The organism is Paenibacillus tyrphae (assembly GCF_000722545.1).
Classification (GTDB): domain Bacteria; phylum Bacillota; class Bacilli; order Paenibacillales; family NBRC-103111; genus Paenibacillus_G; species Paenibacillus_G tyrfis.
This window is the reverse complement of sequence record NZ_JNVM01000005.1, coordinates 255,039-272,229: the sequence shown is the minus strand read 5'-3', so window position 1 is coordinate 272,229 and position 17,191 is coordinate 255,039. Positions and strand designations below refer to the sequence as shown.

Below are 17,191 nucleotides of genomic sequence, written 5' to 3'. Positions count from 1 at the left end.
TGGCGAAGCGGTCGAGGCCGCCGATATCGTTTTCTCGGCAGCCTCGTTGTTCTGAATTTTGACCATTACACTATTTCGAAGCAGGGGTATACTCACTCACTTCATAAGTGAGAATCTTATCGAAGATAACATAATCTTTTCTGCTTTTGAATGGTCCCTTGTTGTTGTCATGCTTATCAATCGCATAGGATGCCGAACCCGTTCCCGCGGCTTTCCCTTCATACCAACTGATGAATGCTTGTACTTCCGACAGGGACAGGTCAAACTCTTTTTCAAGTCCGTTATCCAAGGTAACAACCAAAATAGCTCGATTACTTTCTTGGGCTTGCGGGGTTGCGGAAGCTTCATTCGAGTTGCCGCTTTCGCCTGCCGCATGTAAAGCTGTCACCACATAATAGTAGGTTGTGCCGTTGGTTACGGTTGTGTCGTTGTAGGAAGTACCGTATACATTGCCTGCAACGGTAGTATAAGGACCGCCCGGTGTTGTGCTTCTTTTCACATTATAGCCTTTGGCATTCGGTACGCCGCTCCATGTTAATGTTACTTTTGCATTTTCCGGCTTTGCCTGCAACTGCTCCGGCTCCAAAATCATGCTCAGCAATTGCCCGGAGGCGTCGATATCTACCGCATCCAGCGTCAAATATCCTGTTGTCGGCGCAACTCTCGATATTTTAACCGTGTGCACTCCGTTGGACAAACCAGTCTTCTCGAAGACCAGGGCTTGATAAATGAGATTATTGGAGCTTCCCGTATAAGTATAGGAGTCGCCGTCGATCGTAATTTTATCCAGAGGGTCCCGTCCAACATACATTTGAGTAATAATTCTTATTTTCGAGCCGGTAAATCTAAATTCAATTTCCGCTTTCGGATCAACGGAGTAGGATATGGTACCGTTGTAGTTTCCAACTTGACTGGCTCTCGGGTTGGTGTAATTGGAATAAACAATCTGCGGAGCCGTATCGTCGAATCGTTGCCACCCTTCTTCGGGTTTCGTGAGAGGAGAACCTACCGTAGCTGCAAAAGCCGAAGAAGCCGCAAACATGCTCAAAATGAAAAACAAGAATAAACCCGCCAGCTTTTTCAAAGAAATCTCTCCCTTTTTTTCTATTTCAATCATACAATACCATTTATTTCATTTGATCACCAAACATTTAATTACTTATTTTTCTAATTGTGTAATATTAATAGTATTTTCACTTTCTATGAAAGACATCAGTCCCCCAACCGATGCAACAATTGGGGGACCAGCGTCAAATGAACCATTTGAGTATTACTTCAAAGCGGTAACCAACCGTTTCACCTCGCCCGAGACGGTCTCGATCACCTCGATAAGAATTCTAGGTGCCCCCATATGCGGATGGTAGACACTTTCTACTTGAAGAATTAAATGGTAGATCTATTACTTTTATTAGTAGTCACATGACTACTTCCACTAAAAGTATTGTTAGCAATTAATTGTATATGATAGATTGAAATTGTTTCCCGATGTAAAAATTTGGAGGTGATTCACGTGAATACAAGCTAACCGGATTATGGCGACGGGATTTGAAAAATAAAATAAAAGAGAGGAAGATATCTATGAAAAAAGTATATCTATCTGTTCTTTCTGCAATCATAGCATTGTTTTTTACAACCACCGCATCGGCGGCAACGGGTGAAGGCGGCGTCAAATTACTCACCGACACGAATTACTACGGAATTCAAGGCTATTTCACGGTTCCGAGCGATGTTTTTGTATCCAACGACGGAAGCTATATCGCTTTTTATTTGGGCCTTGGCGATGTGTGCGAAGGAGGAATATCTTATACTCCAAGTGAAAAATGGAAAAAGTTCTTGAATTGCGGGAAGCAAAATCCTGCATCCAACAAGTCGATGCCTCTTGCCAGCCAGCCTGCAGCCGGAGAGCAGATCCATATTAAGCTCGTCAATAATTTGAACGACACCGCTTCCCTCTACATTAACGGAGTTGAATCTTACACCCTGCCTGTACAAAACTCCGGTTCTTTGAAAGCCCCGACGAAGGTAAAAATGGTTCATACGACCCAAGATAACCAAGACAAGAATAGATATAAAAACGCTGCATTTAGTAACGTGCAAGTCCAAACCTCCAAAGGCGGACCCTACACCACGTTTCCAACGAACATAACACCTACTTTCCCGTTCCCTTCCGGCAAAGGGGACTATGAAGTAATTAGAAGTAACCCTCTGGCAACGACGTTGAAGGCCGGGAAATAATTTCAATTATTACGAAAATGGGCCATGCCTCGAAGGTATGACCCTTTTTCTTGATTTATACCAAACATTAGAATCTCAGGGCAACCTCACGCGCTTGTTGAATGGCCTTTTCTTTTATCGCAGGTTCTTGCTCGGGTTTCGCAGCCATCCCTTCAACAAATATTCCCTCAAAGCTGGGAACTCCAACAAACTCCATAATGACCTTCAGGTGTCGGTGACCCATTTCCAAGTCTGCATCATCCGAGCCTGGTGACAAGAAGCTTCCGCTTGCTTGAATATGCACGGCTTTTTTATCACTCAGCAAACCAACCCGGCCGATATCCGGTAAATATTTGAAGGTCTTGCCTGCTATGCAAATGGAGTCGATGTATGACTTCATGACAGGTGGATACGATAAGTTCCAAATCGGAGTAACAAATACGTATTTGTCTGCGGCAACAAATTGGTCAACCAACTCACCGATACGGCCTACTTTCATTTTCTCCGGTTCGGTCAAGTTTTCAAAGGCGACCCCCTCCTTCAGCTTTCCCCAACCACTAAAAACATCTTGATCAAGCTGCGGTATATCCATTTGGTACAGATCAAGATGGATCACTTCATCATGCGGATTCGCGGATCGATACGCATGTACGAACTCTTTGCCTACTAGCATACTGTAAGATTTTTCATCGTCATGCGGATTTGCCGTAATATATAACACGGTTGCCATAATAGAATACCCACTTTCACTTATTTTTGATTCGTTGCAATTATTTGCCCGCAGAAAAGGCAGCGATCTGCCTTGTAGAGACGTTAAATCGATTCCAGAGGTTCGCTGTAGCGAACCCAGCGATAAGGGTAGCCAGTGCAGCCACATCGTAGTGACGGGCCGCCTCATTAAAGATCTCATCCGGCACAGGATCTTCCCGGTCATTGATTCGGGTGACCGATTCACTAAGCGCAAGGGCAGCACGCTCGGCGTCATTGAAGCATTTCGCATCACGCCATGCCGACACCGCCAGTATACGCTCTATAGATTCGCCTGCCGCCAAGGCATTGCCCGAATGAAGTTCGACGCATGCGCTGTCCCCATTAATTTGGCTTATCCGAAGATACGAAAGGAAGAGCATACGCTTCGGAATACCTGTATTCTCTGCGGATGCAAACAGGGCTTTGGCCAGGGCTTGTAAAGCTTGGGACGCATCAGGTACGATCATAACGGGACTTTCCATTCTTGATTTCATGTACAGCACTCCTCTAATTTGGATTTGAACCGTTTATTGGCTCGTTACTATGTTGACGGATCGGGTCCCGGGAAGTGTGACAACCTTTTTTCGGGAAAATAAAAAATGAACAAACGATCGGCATCTTGTCGCATTGTTCCGGTTTGATACGTCAATACTTATAGAGGCTTTTATTTTGGGTGAGGAGATCAAACGATGAACGAACAAGTCGGGTTGGCAAATACGTTCGAAGCACACCGGAATCACCTTCAAGCCGTGGCTTTTCGATTGCTGGGATCATTGAGTGAAGCGGAGGACGCCGTACAGGAGGCTTGGTTGCGTCTTAGTCGCGCGGATGGAAAAGGCATCGAGAACATGGGAGGATGGTTGACCACCGTTGTTTCTCGTATATGTCTGGATATGTTGCGATCGCGAAAATCCAGGCGTGAAGAATCGATAGAAACTCATTTGCCCGATACTTTCACGAGCCAAGAGAATATCATCGACCCCGAACAAGAAGTCATATTGGCTGATTCTGTTGGTATTGCCCTGCTAGTCGTGCTCGGTAACTTGAATCCTGCGGAACGCATCACGTTCGTGCTGCACGATGTCTTCGCCATGCCCTTCACCGAGATTGCTCCGATTGTAGGAAAGTCGGAGAGCGCAACAAGGCAACTTGCGAGCCGGGCACGCCGCCGGATTCGTGGGGCGAAAGCCATGCCGGAAGCCGACTTTGATCACCAACGCAACGTTGTTCAAGCTTTTCTCGCAGCGGCTCACTCCGGCGATTTCGATACTCTTGTAAATGCGCTTGATCCGGACGTTATCCTTCGCGACGATCGTCAAACCGGATCTTCGAGAGTAACGCGAGGAGCGGTCGCACTAGCAAAACAAGTTTCGGGACGTGCGCAGAAAGCAGCACAACTAGCCCTCGTGAATGGACACCCAGGAATTATAGCGGCTCCACGAGGCCGACTGCTCTATGTACTCAAATTTACAGTGAATCATGGAAAAATTACCGAAGTCGACCTGATCTCCGATCCAGAACGCATCAGCCAGCTTGATCTGGCCGTGTTGGGCGATTGATCCCAGTTGTGCTCTGCCCGTTCGTTGAGTGGAGGCCGAAATCGTTCAAGCCCTTACCGAAGAGGAGAAATCGAGGGACGGGATTATTTTCTCTTACGTTTCCATAATGTTATAATGCATACGATAACGATGCTGAAAGGCCGTGATTGGCTTGTGTTTAATCTTGTTCGCTTATCGGATGCATCCCGTTTATCAACTCGTCATAGCTGCGAACCGCGATGAGTTTTACGCACGTCCAACGGCGCCGGTTCATTATTGGACGGATCACCCTCATGTACTAGCCGGACGGGATTTGCTCCGGAACGGGACGTGGATGGGCGTGACAAACAGCGGCCGATTCGCCGCATTGACGAATTATCGAGATCCTGCGGAGCAAACCGAGGGTAAGCGCTCCCGTGGACAATTGGTCTCTACCTTTTTAGTCGGGAACGAATCGCCACAGGCTTACGCGGAACGCGCTGCCCGCGAACGGACAGAATATCCGGGCTATAACTTGTTGGTTGGCGATCCCAACGAGCTGTATTATTATTCGAACATAGGTCATGAGATTCGAAAGCTCCAACCCGGTGTTTACGGCGTAAGCAACCATCTGCTGGATACCGATTGGCCGAAGGTAACGAAAGGGAAGAAAGAGTTGGAAGCGCAGCTCGAGGACTTTCGGGAGGACCGTGTCGATGCATTGTTTGAACTGCTTGAGGATGCGGAGCCGGCACCTGACGATGCGCTGCCTGCCACCGGCGTGCCGCCGCAGTGGGAGCGTCTCCTCTCTTCGATTTACATTCAGAGCGATCATTATGGTACGAGAAGCTCTACGATTTTATTGATGACGGACAACAAGCTTCACTATGTCGAACGAACACGTTCCGGCGAACGCATCCAAGACCGCAGACATTCGATTACGTTCTAATCGCCGCAAAGCCTCTCGAGACGATCTCGAGAGGCTTTCTTTGCTTGCACTGTTTGGCTTACACTCCGTGCCACGGCGCATTATTAAGCGGAATGACCTCCGCTTGAGCTCTGGTTCATTCCTTTAAAGTGACGGGGGAGCAATGATCGCATCGTCTCTTTCCCTCAATCGTTCAAGGAAATGCTGGCCATGCTCACCATGCTGGCCGATTAGCTGATCGGCCGAATAAAACGGCGGAGTTTCAATTCCTCATAGGTACGTTCTAAACCGCCCCGAACACATCCGTAAATTGAATTGTCACCCGGGTTTCAATTCCTCATAGGTACGTTCTAAACTCCGTATCAAATGGGGAGATTCCCGGAGCTCGTTTTTTGTTTCAATTCCTCATAGGTACGTTCTAAACGATGACCTACCTTACTGACCCCGGGCATTTCTATGCCCAGTTTCAATTCCTCATAGGTACGTTCTAAACTTCTCTTGGTGGCATGAGGTACGGAGCATATCTCAAGTTTCAATTCCTCATAGGTACGTATTCTAAACCACGGTAAACGAATCATCCGTAACGTCAGAAACCTTGTTTCAATTCCTAATAGGTACGTTCTAAACCTTGAGCTGTAGAGACACCTATCGCCTTCGAAAGAGTTTCAATTCCTCATAGGTACGTTCTAAACATAATCTCCATTACGTTCATGAGATCACCACTTTTCTTGTTTCATTCCTCATAGGTACGTTCTAAACCCAATCATCATGACTATACACATCTATGTGTTGAACAGTTTCAATTCCTCATAGGTACGTTCTAAACAGTAGGGTCACGGCCGAAGGCCATCGAGGCGACCGAAGTTTCAATTCCTCATAGGTACGTTCTAAACGGATTCATGCTTTGATCGAAGGGACGATTTACATCCGGGTTTCAATTCCTTATAGGTACGTTCTAAACCCATAAACCACGATCCGGCAGCTATTGCAATGCATCAAGGTTTCAATTCCTTATAGGTACGTTCTAAACTGGATACCGCGCTGAGGGCGCCCAACTTCCTGCACCAGGGTTTCAATTCCTTATAGGTACGTTCTAAACCCATCAAAATCCCGCCGTTAAGCCATTTCTACATATTCCAGAATTACAGATCGACCACAGCAAATACCATAATCCCTTCTACCGCGCTGCTATCGTTGTCGTCGATCCCCCGGTATTTTTGCAGCATTGAGGGTCGACGACAAAACAGCACAGTTAAATTATACGCCTTTGTCCACCTTTTTCCAAGATCGAGATGATCACAACAACAGACCAGACCGGTCTCTTTTCAATAAACAATCATTGGAAAAACCCTCGCACCTCTACCTTACCACAAACCTCCAAAATAATTCGCATCTTTTTTGATCCTTGACAATTAGAACAATCGGTGTAAAAGGCATAGCAAACGTTCCCTTATTACAATAATTCCGCTTAACTTGAGTTGTGTGTAATTGATTGAGGTCTCCGATCGCTACTCTCTCGTATGCACAAAGAGCGCCCTTTGTTTGTCGGGCGCTCTTCTGCATGCTATAGCATCGCCAGGATGCTTGGATCTTTAATTTTGCTGTCCTCTGCCAGCAGCAGCAGCTTGGACATAATTTCCGCTGTGCGCGGATCGCTGTCGGCGAACGGAAGGAACAGTCGGCCGCGGCTTTGTGAATGAACAGGCAGAATGGTAAGCGCGCCTGTCCCTTTTTTATGCACGATGCCTGAGCCCATATGGACGGTGTATTCGCCAAGTTGGCCTGCAACATGCGCATGAGAGCCTTCCAGCCGCACATTGTCGACCTTCAGCAGCATGAGCAGCTCTTGGGCAATCGCGATGCGCATTTCCACGGTCGAATGGCTGGCCTCCGGATCGACGCCGCCGGCGTGAGCTACGCTGACGACGAGGTCGATGTCGCGCATCACTTCCGAGAAAATCACCGGCGGCACTTCCGCCAGCTTGACCGCTTCCATCGTCTCGCGGTTGAAGAACTGCACCGTCTCCAAGGTTGGCGGCTCAATATCGGCCGGTGTAAACCAGTCGGCCATCGCATACATGCGGGCAATCAGGTTTTCCTTGTAGTATACCTTTTGCAGCCCTTCCTCGTAATCGACGGTCCACGTGCGGCCGCGCAATAAGGCTACCGTCCGCTGAGGCTGTACCTGATGGCCGGCGTAACGGCGGGATACCGTAACCGCAGCCGTCTCATCGGCATTCAGACGGTAATATTCGCGAAATACCTGCTTGAACGGCTGCTTGATCTGCCGCACAAACAAGTCCCGTTGAAATTCGCTCCAGCGCCCGGACGCATAGAGATGAACCGGATGGGCAAGCAGCAGCTCGGCATCCGAATGCAGTGTCAGCAGGCTGCCGTCCGGCTGGCGTAGCATGAATGTGTCCGTCCCTTGGTCCGGCTCCTGCAAATATCCGATAACGCCTTCCCCTGTCTCCGACCCTGCCGCATCAATCCAGACGAGATGGCGCACGAGCGGTGCAATGACCGGATTGCGAATGATCGCCCCAAGCTCTTGCGCGGTGAAGCGCGTGCCATTTTCCATCGCCTGCTCGAAGCTGAGCTTCGCACGGGTATACTGATCCTTGAGCTCCTTTTGCGTCTCTTTCATGGCCAATACCAGCCCATCCTTGCGCAAGGCAGCCGGTATGCTCTTCTGGGCTTTACCGCCCTTCTCCACCTTCAGCTCCACTTGACCTTCATCATCAATTTCCAGCCAAAGCTTCGTGCCATGAATATCTTGCGGGGAAAAATAAACCGCGATTTCTCCGATTTTTTCAGCTTCGAGATCCCAGGTCATCCGATTGACATCGCCGTAGCCCGCATTGCGCGCCAAATTTTCGAGGGCTATGGCGCCTGCCTTTCCTTCGCTTTCGCGACGCTGAGCGCCGAAATGCCTGCTTTCTGTCAGGAACTGCTGGATAAACTCATACCGCTCCAGCACGTCCCGCTTGTCTCCGGCCGCGATCGGCAGCAAAGCATAGCTGAGCAGCTTGTCCTTATTTCGGGCAGAACGGATGCCCTCCACCAGTTCCTGCTTGTCCAGTTTCCCCAAGGTGGCATCGGCAAACAACTGCGCGCGACGGTGCGAATTGCCGCCATCGGTAATATATTTGGCGCAACCATACAGCAGGTCAAAACGCTCAGCGCCGAGCGTTTCATAAGCGCTTCTGAACCAATCTCCGTCGAAGGCGCCGTCATTGAAGCTTTGCGGACTGATCGGCGAGAAGATCGCCACTTCCGTCTCCTTCTGTGCGGAGAAAGTTTCGTTAATATGAGCGTGGAAATACCATGCCGCACTCTTTAGTCCCGACCAGCCCAGGTGCTGCTGCACGATATCAACCCATTGCGGCGCATACATGGCCGCTTCCAGCAAGCGCTGCTCGGTCAGATCCGTCTTTTCCAGCAAGGCAGCGAGCTTTGCCGCGTCTTCGCCCTTGGCGGGATAACAGCATTTCAGCAGCGAGCTGAGCACGGCCTTCTTCGTCAGGCTGCTGTTGTAGGCGTAACCGCGCTGGAACGTTTCCTTCCCCAATCCGGTCAAAATAGCGACAAAGAAGCTCATGCCTTCAAATCGCTGAATCGCTGACGACAGCTTCGATACATCTGTCGGCAAATCGCCGCGGCGCGATTCGATTTCGACAATACGGCACACCGCCTGCTCCAATAGCGGCCTCACGCCCGGATCGCTTTCCAGTAGCGGCTTGCTCCAATTCGGATGCGTTAACAGGCGGATGAAATCTTTTGCCTGATTCCCTGTCATCATTTCACGCAAAAGAATGCCGTCGCTGATCAGCCCCAGATGATGCGCACGCATATAAGAATCGACGGATAACGTAGCGCTGTCGGCGCCCTTTAACAGCCTGTAGCTGGCATATGCGGTGAAGAAATATTCCGCAAATTGCTCGTCGCTTCGCGCGCACGTCTTTGCCCACATCAGCCATTGCCCCAGCAGGCTCGATCCAAGAGCTGGAAAGAGGGCTCCACCCTGCTGCCAATGAACGGTTCCTTCGTCCAGCTCCGCCCGCGGCACCATACACTGCTCCACCGTCAGCCGTGCCCGCAATGAACGGTAGATGGCTATACAAACCGTAAAGCTTTCAGTCAAGTCGGATTCGCGAAACAACAGCTGAATCAACTGATCGGTTTTTCTCCTATGCTTGAGCTTTTCCAGCGCCTTGTCCAGCTGCTGCGTTTTTGGCTTATCCTGCACATCCGCATAGAGCTCTGTGAACCACTGCTTTTCCGTGGCATAGCCGATCGAATGGTTCACCCCTCCGAGCATGCAGACCAGCATGCGCATCGGCGTCAACTGCAAATCTTGCGCCGCCTGCCGCCATACCTCCGGCAGCGGGTAGCTATCCAGCCTATCCTCGGCAGCCTCTTCGCCCTCGGCTTTTTTTACCTTGGCCAGCCTGTACGTCTGATTGCCGAGCAGCACCTTTTCAGAATAGTTGCTGTAATACTGCGCTTCATACTCATAATTGTAATACTCCTCAATGAGCGCTTCAAAATGCTGATAAATCGCTGCAACATCGTCCGGGCGCCACGCCGCATACTGCCTCACATATTCCGCTTCCCGCTCGGCTTGCTGCCTATCCGATGCGTCGATCAGCTCCGGATGATTGGATTTGGGCGGTATCGCCACCTTCTCATTCACATCGTACAAGCCGAAGCCATTCTCAGCGCCATCACCCGCATCTGCAGCATGCAGCAGCTTATCGATCAGCACCTGCTCCTGTGCTGTAGCCCGACCCTTCTCATGCAGCGCTTGAACATGGACCTGCACTTGCGGATAAAGCGCTTGCCGCTGCCCATCCTGCTGCAAAGATTCGGCAATCGCAAGCCCGGCCAGCCGCTGCTGTTCATTCGAGGCTGACAAAAGCTTACCCGCCGCGCGCAGCAGCTCCTCATCGGTCTGCTGCATGAGCAGCGTTATGCAGGCTTGACGCAGGGTGCCTGTCTTCAGCTTCAATAACTCAACAATTTTGTCCAGCTCGGCAGCGGCAAGCGCCGATTGCCCGAGCAGTTTAATCGCCGCCTCGCGGTTGTATGTGCTTTTATCGTTCAACGCTTGCAGCAAATACTCGCGATGTTTTCCGGAAGCGGCAGCTCCGATCAAATTAACCAGCAAACCGTTCCGCAGGTTTGAGCTCATCCGGTCGCTGCAATCTATCAACTGCTCAATCATTGCGGCATCGCGGTCATAGGCCGCCAACGTCATCATGCGCCGCAGTAGCTCATCGGCATCTAGTGTTGCCACCGCCCAAGGGAATACGCTCTCCTTAAAGGTTTTCGTCTCTTTGAGCTGTCTCAGCGACTGCAATAGTGCGTTGAACTGTACGCGCCGCTCTACAAGGTCCTCGCTGATCGGAGAATTGCGCAAATCGATAGCCCCGTCCCCATAATGGTAGACGATGCGATGGTCGGCATAGAGGCTGTTCATCAGCCAAGCCATCTGCTCCAGGTCATCGACGGCCGCCGGCAGATGTCCGCTTGCAATCCGATGCTGCATCTCCGGCTGGTTCAACTGGGCCAGGAAGTATAGCGAAGCCAGCTTCTTATATCTGGCACCGTCCTTCAGCACGCGCTGGATGCGCGTCGTGGCTTCGCCAATATCATAAGTCGCCGCCGCCCACAGCGAGAAATAGTAGACCAGCGTATCTTCGCTATGTTCCGCTTCCTCCCGGTAGCTCTCATCCGTCAGAGCGCGCAGAGCAAGCTCCAGACATTTGCGGATGACCGCTGGCTTCTGATCGGTAAAGGCAAGCCCTGTCCACGTATCGAGCGCCCGGATCACCGCGCTGAAGCGCTCCAACTGATGCTCCAGCACGATTCGAATCAAGTAGACGGCAGCCTCAACGGTTCCTTCGTCCAGACTTTCCATAATGTGCTGGCGCAGGCCCTCCTGCAATCTGGCCGCAATCAGGAGACGCCCCAGCATTTCGTAAGCTTCTACTTTATGGCTCTGCACAATGCCGCGAATCATCGGCCTTGTCAGCAGCGCCGTCTGATTTTCGCCAAACATGATGTCTCTAAGCGCCTCGGTGACGGTTTCGTTGTCCCTATCGAGCTCGCGGGCGATGTGATCGCCCATAATAGAGTCATCCGGCAGAACGATATCATGCCTCGTCAAATAATCGTGCAAGGTGCACTCATAAGCAAGAGCATTATAGTAATATGTAATCGTCGCCAGGATGGCTTCCATATAATGAGCCAGATTGCGGGAACGATAGCCTTTGCGGTAATAGGTGGAAATGGAATAGGCACGCAAAATGCGGCGGCGCAGCAAATCCAGCAGCTCTGCCCCGTTCTCCTCACCGAACAGCAGCGCCAACGCCGATGATAGCGGTCCCGCCCACAGCTGCTCGGCATCGGTCATTTCACCAATCGGACATGGATAGGCGCGATTCAATTCGGCAATAAACAGCTGCTCGCGCTTTGCCTTGTTCTGGTATGTGGCGGTCAAATAGTCCAGCAGGCTGGAGGCTAACGGATAGTGCTCATGATTCTTCTTCGTCTGCAATTGCTCAGACAAGGCATCCAGCGGCTCACGCTTATACTCAAGATGAATACGTTCTGTCATGTCAAACTCCTCTCCTATTAGCGCATCATACCCGATAGCAGGGTCAGTCGTATAAAGGTAAAAACCGATCCGGGCGCAATCGTCAACGACGTCTGCAGATCTTCCACAACTGTATCATTGATCAGCACTTTGTAAATGCCGTCCTCAAACGCCTGCAAAGCCGTCTCGACCGCAGCCGCAGCATTTGCCTTCCGGTCGTCATAAGCCGCCTGGAAGCCTACCTTGCCGGCTTCAGCTTGCTCCTCCAACTGCCCGGGACTTAAGTAAGGAAAAATAGATTGCTCGATGCTGCGCGCGTTAAAACGCTGCACTTGCTCCGTTACAATCGCCCGAATCGCATCCCCCAGACACTGCACATCGTCAGGCAGCGACGCCTCAATGAGCTCCAGCACCGGACGCCTTTTGCCAGCCGCTTTGACTCTGAAATAGATCTGCACCCCTTCGCCTCCTGTCAGCAAAACTTTGTCACCCATCGAGGGCAACAAATGATGATATGAATAGTGTCATTATATCATGCAGTCTCCTTTCGTTCCCCTTTTTTTGTAAAAATACGAACAGACAACTAACTATTCTATCAGATCTAGTACGTATGTCCCGGTTTCGCTTCCGCATATGCCAGGACTCTAGCAGTAAAAAAGCCGCCAATTGGCGGCAATACATGCTATGTGTACAGGTTAACTCACATTATCGGACTGGTTGCATCTTAGGATCTCCGCATGGTTTATTCGAAAGACGCTTTCTCCTTTTGTTCACTTGATTTCCAGAAAACTAGAAAACACAGAGACTCCTGAAATAGCTGACCGAACATTCGAGCGAGTAGTTTATTTTTGCGTCTCGCATGACTTTTCTAACCGCTAAATCCTCAAGGTACTTCGTTAAATATTCTTCCAAACGCGCCGGAGGTACGGTCAAAACAGGGAAGGATTCTCAGATACGAAAATTGCTATCGAGCGTTCAATTCCTTATAGGTAAGGTCTAAACGAGTAATTACAAACTAGTTTATAAGGGCCATACACTCAGGTTTCAATTCCTTATAGGTACGTTCTAAACGATCCCGTTACCCCGGCGTTAAACATGCCCCCTCGACTTGTTTCAATTCCTCATAGGTACGTTCTAAACTAAAATGAGCGGTATAGTTAAAGTCATTGCTGTTGGGTTTCAATTCCTCATAGGTACGTTCTAAACGTTGAACGAAAAGTTAGTGAAGGGTGATATGGATAGTGTGTTTCGATTCCTCATAGGTACGTTCTAAACGATTTTTAGAGACTTCACATTGGATTCAATAGGAAGAGGTTTCAATTCCTCATAGGTACGTTCTAAACCAAGTCCACAAATACTATTACTTTGGCGATCAGACTTAGTTTCAATTCCTCATAGGTACGTTCTAAACGGATATCGATTTAGATATCTCCAAGCTGGCTCCGGCGTTTCAATTCCTCATAGGTACGTTCTAAACCCATCAAAATCCCGCCAATAAACCATTTCTACATATTCCAGAATTACGTATCGAACACAGCAAACACCGTAATCCTTTTGCCGCGCAGCTATCCTTGTCGTCGATCCCCCGGCTTTTTTGCAGCATTGGGGATCGACGACAAAACAGCACAGTTAAATTATAAGCCTTTGTCCACCTTTTTCCAACCCCATGGTCACCTGGGTTTAACCCATTTTCGGCACTTCTTCAGTACCCAGACCCAATGTTTTCCCTAACATCTACTAATATTCAAAAAAACAGACCAGTCGCTTTCCAATGGGCAATCATTACAAAAACGCCTCGCACTTTCACCTTACCACAAACCTCCAAAATAATTCACATCTTTTTGGATACTTGAACAATACCAGAAATAAGAGTAAAATAATGACCAAAGTCATTTTATGACTTTAGTCATTATTTTTCAAAAGGCGGTGACCTCCCCAATGCTTAGAGCATCCCGAAAACAAGAACTGAAAGAACGCATTTTCGCACATGCCATAAAGCTGTTCAAAGAAAAAGGCTTCGATAACGTTACGGTCGAGGAAATTACGCAAGCCTGCGGGATTGCAAAAGGAACGTTCTATAATTACTTTCCGAAGAAAGAAGCCGTACTGCTTCATCTAGCCGTATCCCAACTCGAATCCGTCCATGAAACCATCCAAAACAATAAAAACATGCCGGATCTGAAGCAACAACTGCTGCACCTCTTTAACAACTTGTTTCATCAATACGCCGAACAACCGGACATGGTCAGACTGGTCGTGTCGGAAATGATGCGCGCCGACATGTTCATCAATGCCGAGATGAGAATCATAGAAAGGTACAGGCAGGCACTCGCTGCACTACTTGATGATGCAAAAAACAAAGGACAGCTCACAACGCAAGCGGTCAGTGGAGATATCGCGGCGGTGTTGACCGGCGTTTATTTCAACTCACTAATGATCTGGCTTTCGGCAGGCACCGATGCGATACAAATCGAGACGCTATTCCAGCGACATTTCGATATCGTGTGGGAAGGCATCTGTCTGGGAGGAGTTGTAAAACAATGATAGCCATCATCGTTATCTCCACCCTGCTGCTTATCAGCATCAGCGGTCTCCACGTTTATTGGGCCTTCGGCGGCACCTGGGGTTCGGGCGTCGTGATACCGGAAACCAAAGCACAGAAGCCCGCTTTCGTCCCGGGTAAGGCCGGGACACTTGCCGTCGCTTTTCTGTTGATTGCGGCATCCGTGCTGCTATTGATGGAAGCGGGACTCATTAAAGCGTTTTCTGGCTTTTTTGTCGTTACTTGGGGCTGCTGGGTATGCGCGATCGTATTCGGACTGCGAGCCATCGGCGACTTCCGGTACGTGGGCTTAACAAAACGGTTACGAGGAACGCGCTTCGCCACCATGGATAGTTATTTGTTTACGCCTCTATGCTTGTGGCTTTGTCTTTCTTTTATATTGGCGCTCCGAATGGGAGGGTGAATGCCGGGGGTGAGGAGGACTTTTGTGCGTTCGAGATTCATCCGGCTGGCACCGGAATCACGATTGCGAAGAAGTTGCTCAGTCGATTGGAGTCTGCCCTACATGGCCGAGAACAAACGCCGCTCTCTGGTCAACCGATAATTTGGGTACGACAATCAATTCATAATCCAATTGCTTGTACGTTTCAAAGAGCATATGATACGTGGCCAGCGCCTCTTCAAAGTCCTGTACTCTTTCGCTGTCCGTTTGGTAGATTTCTTTCCAAGGCGGCAAAATAAACACTTGCTTGTTGTATCTGTACTTCTGAACTGCGGATTCAAGCCTCTCTGAAATGGGAGCATGGATTAAACTAGAGTATGCCAACGTATCAGGGATGCCTCTGTCAAAAAACATCGTGTGCCCCCATCGATTGGACAATGCTGTATAATAGCTTTCGATCGATCTATCCAGCATGAGATCGCGATATTTGATTGCATTTTTCCAAGGCAAGGCATCCCCGTCGGAAGACATCTCCACTTGAATGATTTCTCTAGCCACTTCCGAAACGTATGGATAGCCGCTTCTCCGTAGTTCATTCAGCAGGGTAGTTTTACCCGCACCGGGTCCGCCGGTGATCATAACAAAATCTTTTCTGAACAATGCATGATCCGTCATTTATTAGTTCTCCTGTCAATTAGGCTACAGTTCTTTTTCGCAAGTCCCTTTCTCCACAGGCCGTGACTGAGTTAAACTAAAGAGTCCCTGACCAATTCGCTGCCCGGGACTTTTTTAACCATTGATTTTTCACCTGTCGTTAGCCACCTACTCCAATATGGTCAAATGCTGTTATCTCTGATTGCGGTTGTTGAGGTACCACAATGGATATGCCGCCTAAAAACACCAACCCCATCATCATTAAAGATAAGATTGCTTTTTTCACGAGTCAAACACTCCTTCAACGATATGTTTGTAGTTCCATTTTTGCTGCTCTGTCGCATAATCGCTATGTTCCCGATACAAACAAACGCTCTTCTCAAAACCAGCATAATACTTCATTTTATGAGATAAATAAAGGGCATATAACAATTCATCGATCCCAATAACAATTCGATTTTGTTTGAAACTGTATAACGCTTTTTCGTACCAAAAATGAAATAATTGAGTTCCGTTGATGTAGGTAACATCGGAGTTTATAGGCGGGAGCTTTTCACAGAATTTCTCCAAAAGTTCATCAACAGAAAAATGAAACTGGTTTGCCGCTTCGATTGCAGCCAACATCCCTTGTAAAAGGATTCCCGGGTTTTCCTCCAGATATTTCGAAAACTCAGGGAGCACATTTGGATTTCCTGTACGTAATTCAAGGGTCATCATATTACCTCTGCCCCAAAGCCGAAACTTCTCAACCTCCCTCCTTCCGATTTCATCAAGAGGCTGGAACCACGTAAGATCAGAGTACTTTGCGACATATTCTTTTGCTTCCTCATGTCTCCCCTGCATAGTTAGGGCAATCCCTTTCAATAGCAGCCCCTGACCGTAGTATACCACTAAACGCCTTTCGGTTTGTAGTTTTTTTACATTTCTTTCATTATTTAATTTATCGTATACATCCTGGGCCAAAGCATGGAGTTCATCTCCATAACGATCTACCTTTATCCAATTGCCAAGCGTGTAATATACATTAGCCATCAGCAGCAGAGCATCAAGCCGAATATCTTTTGGTAAGAAGCTGTAAAACGACTCAAACCGTCCTAAAGCTTCCTTATTTCCATCCGAACTATTTCCAACGAGGCATTGAAACAACCGAAAGTGGCACAGAAGGAAAGTCGGATCGTTATGATCCGTTTCCCGTTCAATGACATAACGATACAAAGGCACCGCTTCCGCTCTTTTTTCCTCTTTGAAAAGACACTCTGCCACAGAATAAAATTGATCTTTCATTTCCGCCCCAAAGCCGCTTACGCTTGTCATAGAATCCAAGCACTCCCTTCTATTAATACCATAATATTACATCCGTGGTTATTTGATAGCAACATATAAACTTAGAAGGAGATTATGCGGTTATAGCCGGAAAATAGATAAAAACAAGAGCATAACAACGCAGTTAGACGTAAACCTACAAATAATGACATATTTCTTCATGAAATTTTGGTTAAATCCCAAAAACAACAAGCTATCTAGTACTCCTAAATACTCATAAAAAAGTAGTTTCGTCCCATTTCAAACACTTGGTAATACG

Annotated in this window: 13 protein-coding genes and 1 CRISPR repeat array; of the genes, 5 read left to right on the top strand and 8 right to left on the bottom strand. The window is 48.5% G+C overall.

Annotated elements, in window-relative coordinates; translation table 11 throughout:
- Positions 1-70 precede the first annotated feature (70 nt).
- Complete coding sequence (locus ET33_RS06880; protein ID WP_051775148.1) at positions 71-1,084, bottom strand: fibronectin type III domain-containing protein; 1,014 nt, start codon at positions 1,082-1,084, stop codon at positions 71-73.
- Between the two features lie 494 nt (positions 1,085-1,578).
- Here ET33_RS06880 and ET33_RS06875 point away from each other — a divergent pair, with 494 nt between their 5' ends.
- Complete coding sequence (locus ET33_RS06875) at positions 1,579-2,235, top strand: hypothetical protein (protein WP_036678325.1); 657 nt, start codon at positions 1,579-1,581, stop codon at positions 2,233-2,235.
- A gap of 67 nt (positions 2,236-2,302) precedes the next feature.
- Here the strand turns inward: ET33_RS06875 and ET33_RS06870 are convergent, their stop codons facing one another.
- Together ET33_RS06870 and ET33_RS06865 are read right to left on the bottom strand one after the other, a co-directional pair.
- A complete protein-coding gene (locus tag ET33_RS06870; RefSeq protein ID WP_036678322.1) occupies positions 2,303-2,944 on the bottom strand; it encodes an NAD(P)H-dependent oxidoreductase in 642 nt (213 codons plus the stop codon).
- Between the two features lie 40 nt (positions 2,945-2,984).
- On the bottom strand, positions 2,985-3,458 hold the full coding sequence (locus tag ET33_RS06865; RefSeq protein WP_036678318.1) for a carboxymuconolactone decarboxylase family protein: 474 nt from the start codon (positions 3,456-3,458) through the stop codon (positions 2,985-2,987).
- Positions 3,459-3,653: 195 nt separating this feature from the next.
- On the opposite strand from ET33_RS06865, the gene ET33_RS06860 reads away from it, so the two are divergent.
- Both ET33_RS06860 and ET33_RS06855 read left to right on the top strand, forming a co-directional pair.
- On the top strand, positions 3,654-4,523 hold the full coding sequence (locus ET33_RS06860) for a sigma-70 family RNA polymerase sigma factor (RefSeq protein WP_036678315.1): 870 nt from the start codon (positions 3,654-3,656) through the stop codon (positions 4,521-4,523).
- A 151-nt stretch (positions 4,524-4,674) separates the two neighbouring features.
- Positions 4,675-5,430: an NRDE family protein gene (locus ET33_RS06855; protein ID WP_036678312.1), complete on the top strand. Its 756-nt coding sequence runs from the start codon at positions 4,675-4,677 to the stop codon at positions 5,428-5,430.
- Between the two features lie 1,543 nt (positions 5,431-6,973).
- On the opposite strand, the gene ET33_RS06850 is transcribed toward ET33_RS06855, so the two are convergent.
- On the bottom strand, positions 6,974-12,031 hold the full coding sequence (locus ET33_RS06850) for a DUF4132 domain-containing protein (RefSeq protein WP_036678308.1): 5,058 nt from the start codon (positions 12,029-12,031) through the stop codon (positions 6,974-6,976).
- 17 nt (positions 12,032-12,048) lie between these two features.
- Positions 12,049-12,468 carry a hypothetical protein gene (locus tag ET33_RS06845; protein ID WP_036678304.1) on the bottom strand — a complete coding sequence of 140 codons (420 nt, stop codon included), beginning with the start codon at positions 12,466-12,468 and terminating at the stop codon, positions 12,049-12,051.
- A 514-nt stretch (positions 12,469-12,982) separates the two neighbouring features.
- A CRISPR array of direct repeats spans positions 12,983-13,487; the repeat unit is 30 nt; unit sequence GTTTCAATTCCTCATAGGTACGTTCTAAAC.
- Positions 13,488-13,948: 461 nt separating this feature from the next.
- Between ET33_RS06845 and ET33_RS06840 the strand changes: the two genes are divergently transcribed.
- On the top strand, positions 13,949-14,554 hold the full coding sequence (locus ET33_RS06840) for a TetR/AcrR family transcriptional regulator (RefSeq protein ID WP_036678301.1): 606 nt from the start codon (positions 13,949-13,951) through the stop codon (positions 14,552-14,554).
- The gene (locus tag ET33_RS06835) at positions 14,551-14,976 is read left to right on the top strand and encodes a DUF3995 domain-containing protein (RefSeq protein ID WP_036678298.1); all 426 of its coding nucleotides are present in this window, start codon (positions 14,551-14,553) and stop codon (positions 14,974-14,976) included. The genes ET33_RS06840 and ET33_RS06835 overlap by 4 nt, the downstream gene beginning before the upstream one ends.
- A gap of 78 nt (positions 14,977-15,054) precedes the next feature.
- Here the strand turns inward: ET33_RS06835 and ET33_RS06830 are convergent, their stop codons facing one another.
- From ET33_RS06830 to ET33_RS06825, 3 genes are all read right to left on the bottom strand, one after another.
- On the bottom strand, positions 15,055-15,630 hold the full coding sequence (locus tag ET33_RS06830; protein WP_051775147.1) for an AAA family ATPase: 576 nt from the start codon (positions 15,628-15,630) through the stop codon (positions 15,055-15,057).
- Positions 15,631-15,769: 139 nt separating this feature from the next.
- Positions 15,770-15,895, bottom strand: coding sequence for a hypothetical protein (locus ET33_RS40230; protein ID WP_268808311.1), 126 nt, complete (start codon positions 15,893-15,895; stop codon positions 15,770-15,772).
- Positions 15,892-16,923 (bottom strand): hypothetical protein, encoded by a 1,032-nt coding sequence (locus ET33_RS06825; protein ID WP_051775146.1) that lies wholly within the window; start codon positions 16,921-16,923, stop codon positions 15,892-15,894. The genes ET33_RS40230 and ET33_RS06825 overlap by 4 nt, the downstream gene beginning before the upstream one ends.
- Between the last annotated feature and the right edge of the window lie 268 nt (positions 16,924-17,191).

Bases quoted from the DNA above. Each gene is read 5' to 3' on its own strand.
- ET33_RS06850 (WP_036678308.1), bottom strand. From the start codon at position 12,031: ATGACAGAACGTATTCATCTTGAGTATAAGCGTGAGCCGCTGGATGCC.
- ET33_RS06840 (WP_036678301.1), top strand. From the start codon at position 13,949: ATGCTTAGAGCATCCCGAAAACAAGAACTGAAAGAACGCATTTTCGCA.
- ET33_RS06860 (WP_036678315.1), top strand. From the start codon at position 3,654: ATGAACGAACAAGTCGGGTTGGCAAATACGTTCGAAGCACACCGGAAT.
- ET33_RS06870 (WP_036678322.1), bottom strand. From the start codon at position 2,944: ATGGCAACCGTGTTATATATTACGGCAAATCCGCATGACGATGAAAAA.
- ET33_RS06825 (WP_051775146.1), bottom strand. From the start codon at position 16,923: ATGACAAGCGTAAGCGGCTTTGGGGCGGAAATGAAAGATCAATTTTAT.
- ET33_RS06875 (WP_036678325.1), top strand. From the start codon at position 1,579: ATGAAAAAAGTATATCTATCTGTTCTTTCTGCAATCATAGCATTGTTT.
- ET33_RS06835 (WP_036678298.1), top strand. From the start codon at position 14,551: ATGATAGCCATCATCGTTATCTCCACCCTGCTGCTTATCAGCATCAGC.
- ET33_RS06865 (WP_036678318.1), bottom strand. From the start codon at position 3,458: ATGAAATCAAGAATGGAAAGTCCCGTTATGATCGTACCTGATGCGTCC.
- ET33_RS06830 (WP_051775147.1), bottom strand. From the start codon at position 15,630: ATGACGGATCATGCATTGTTCAGAAAAGATTTTGTTATGATCACCGGC.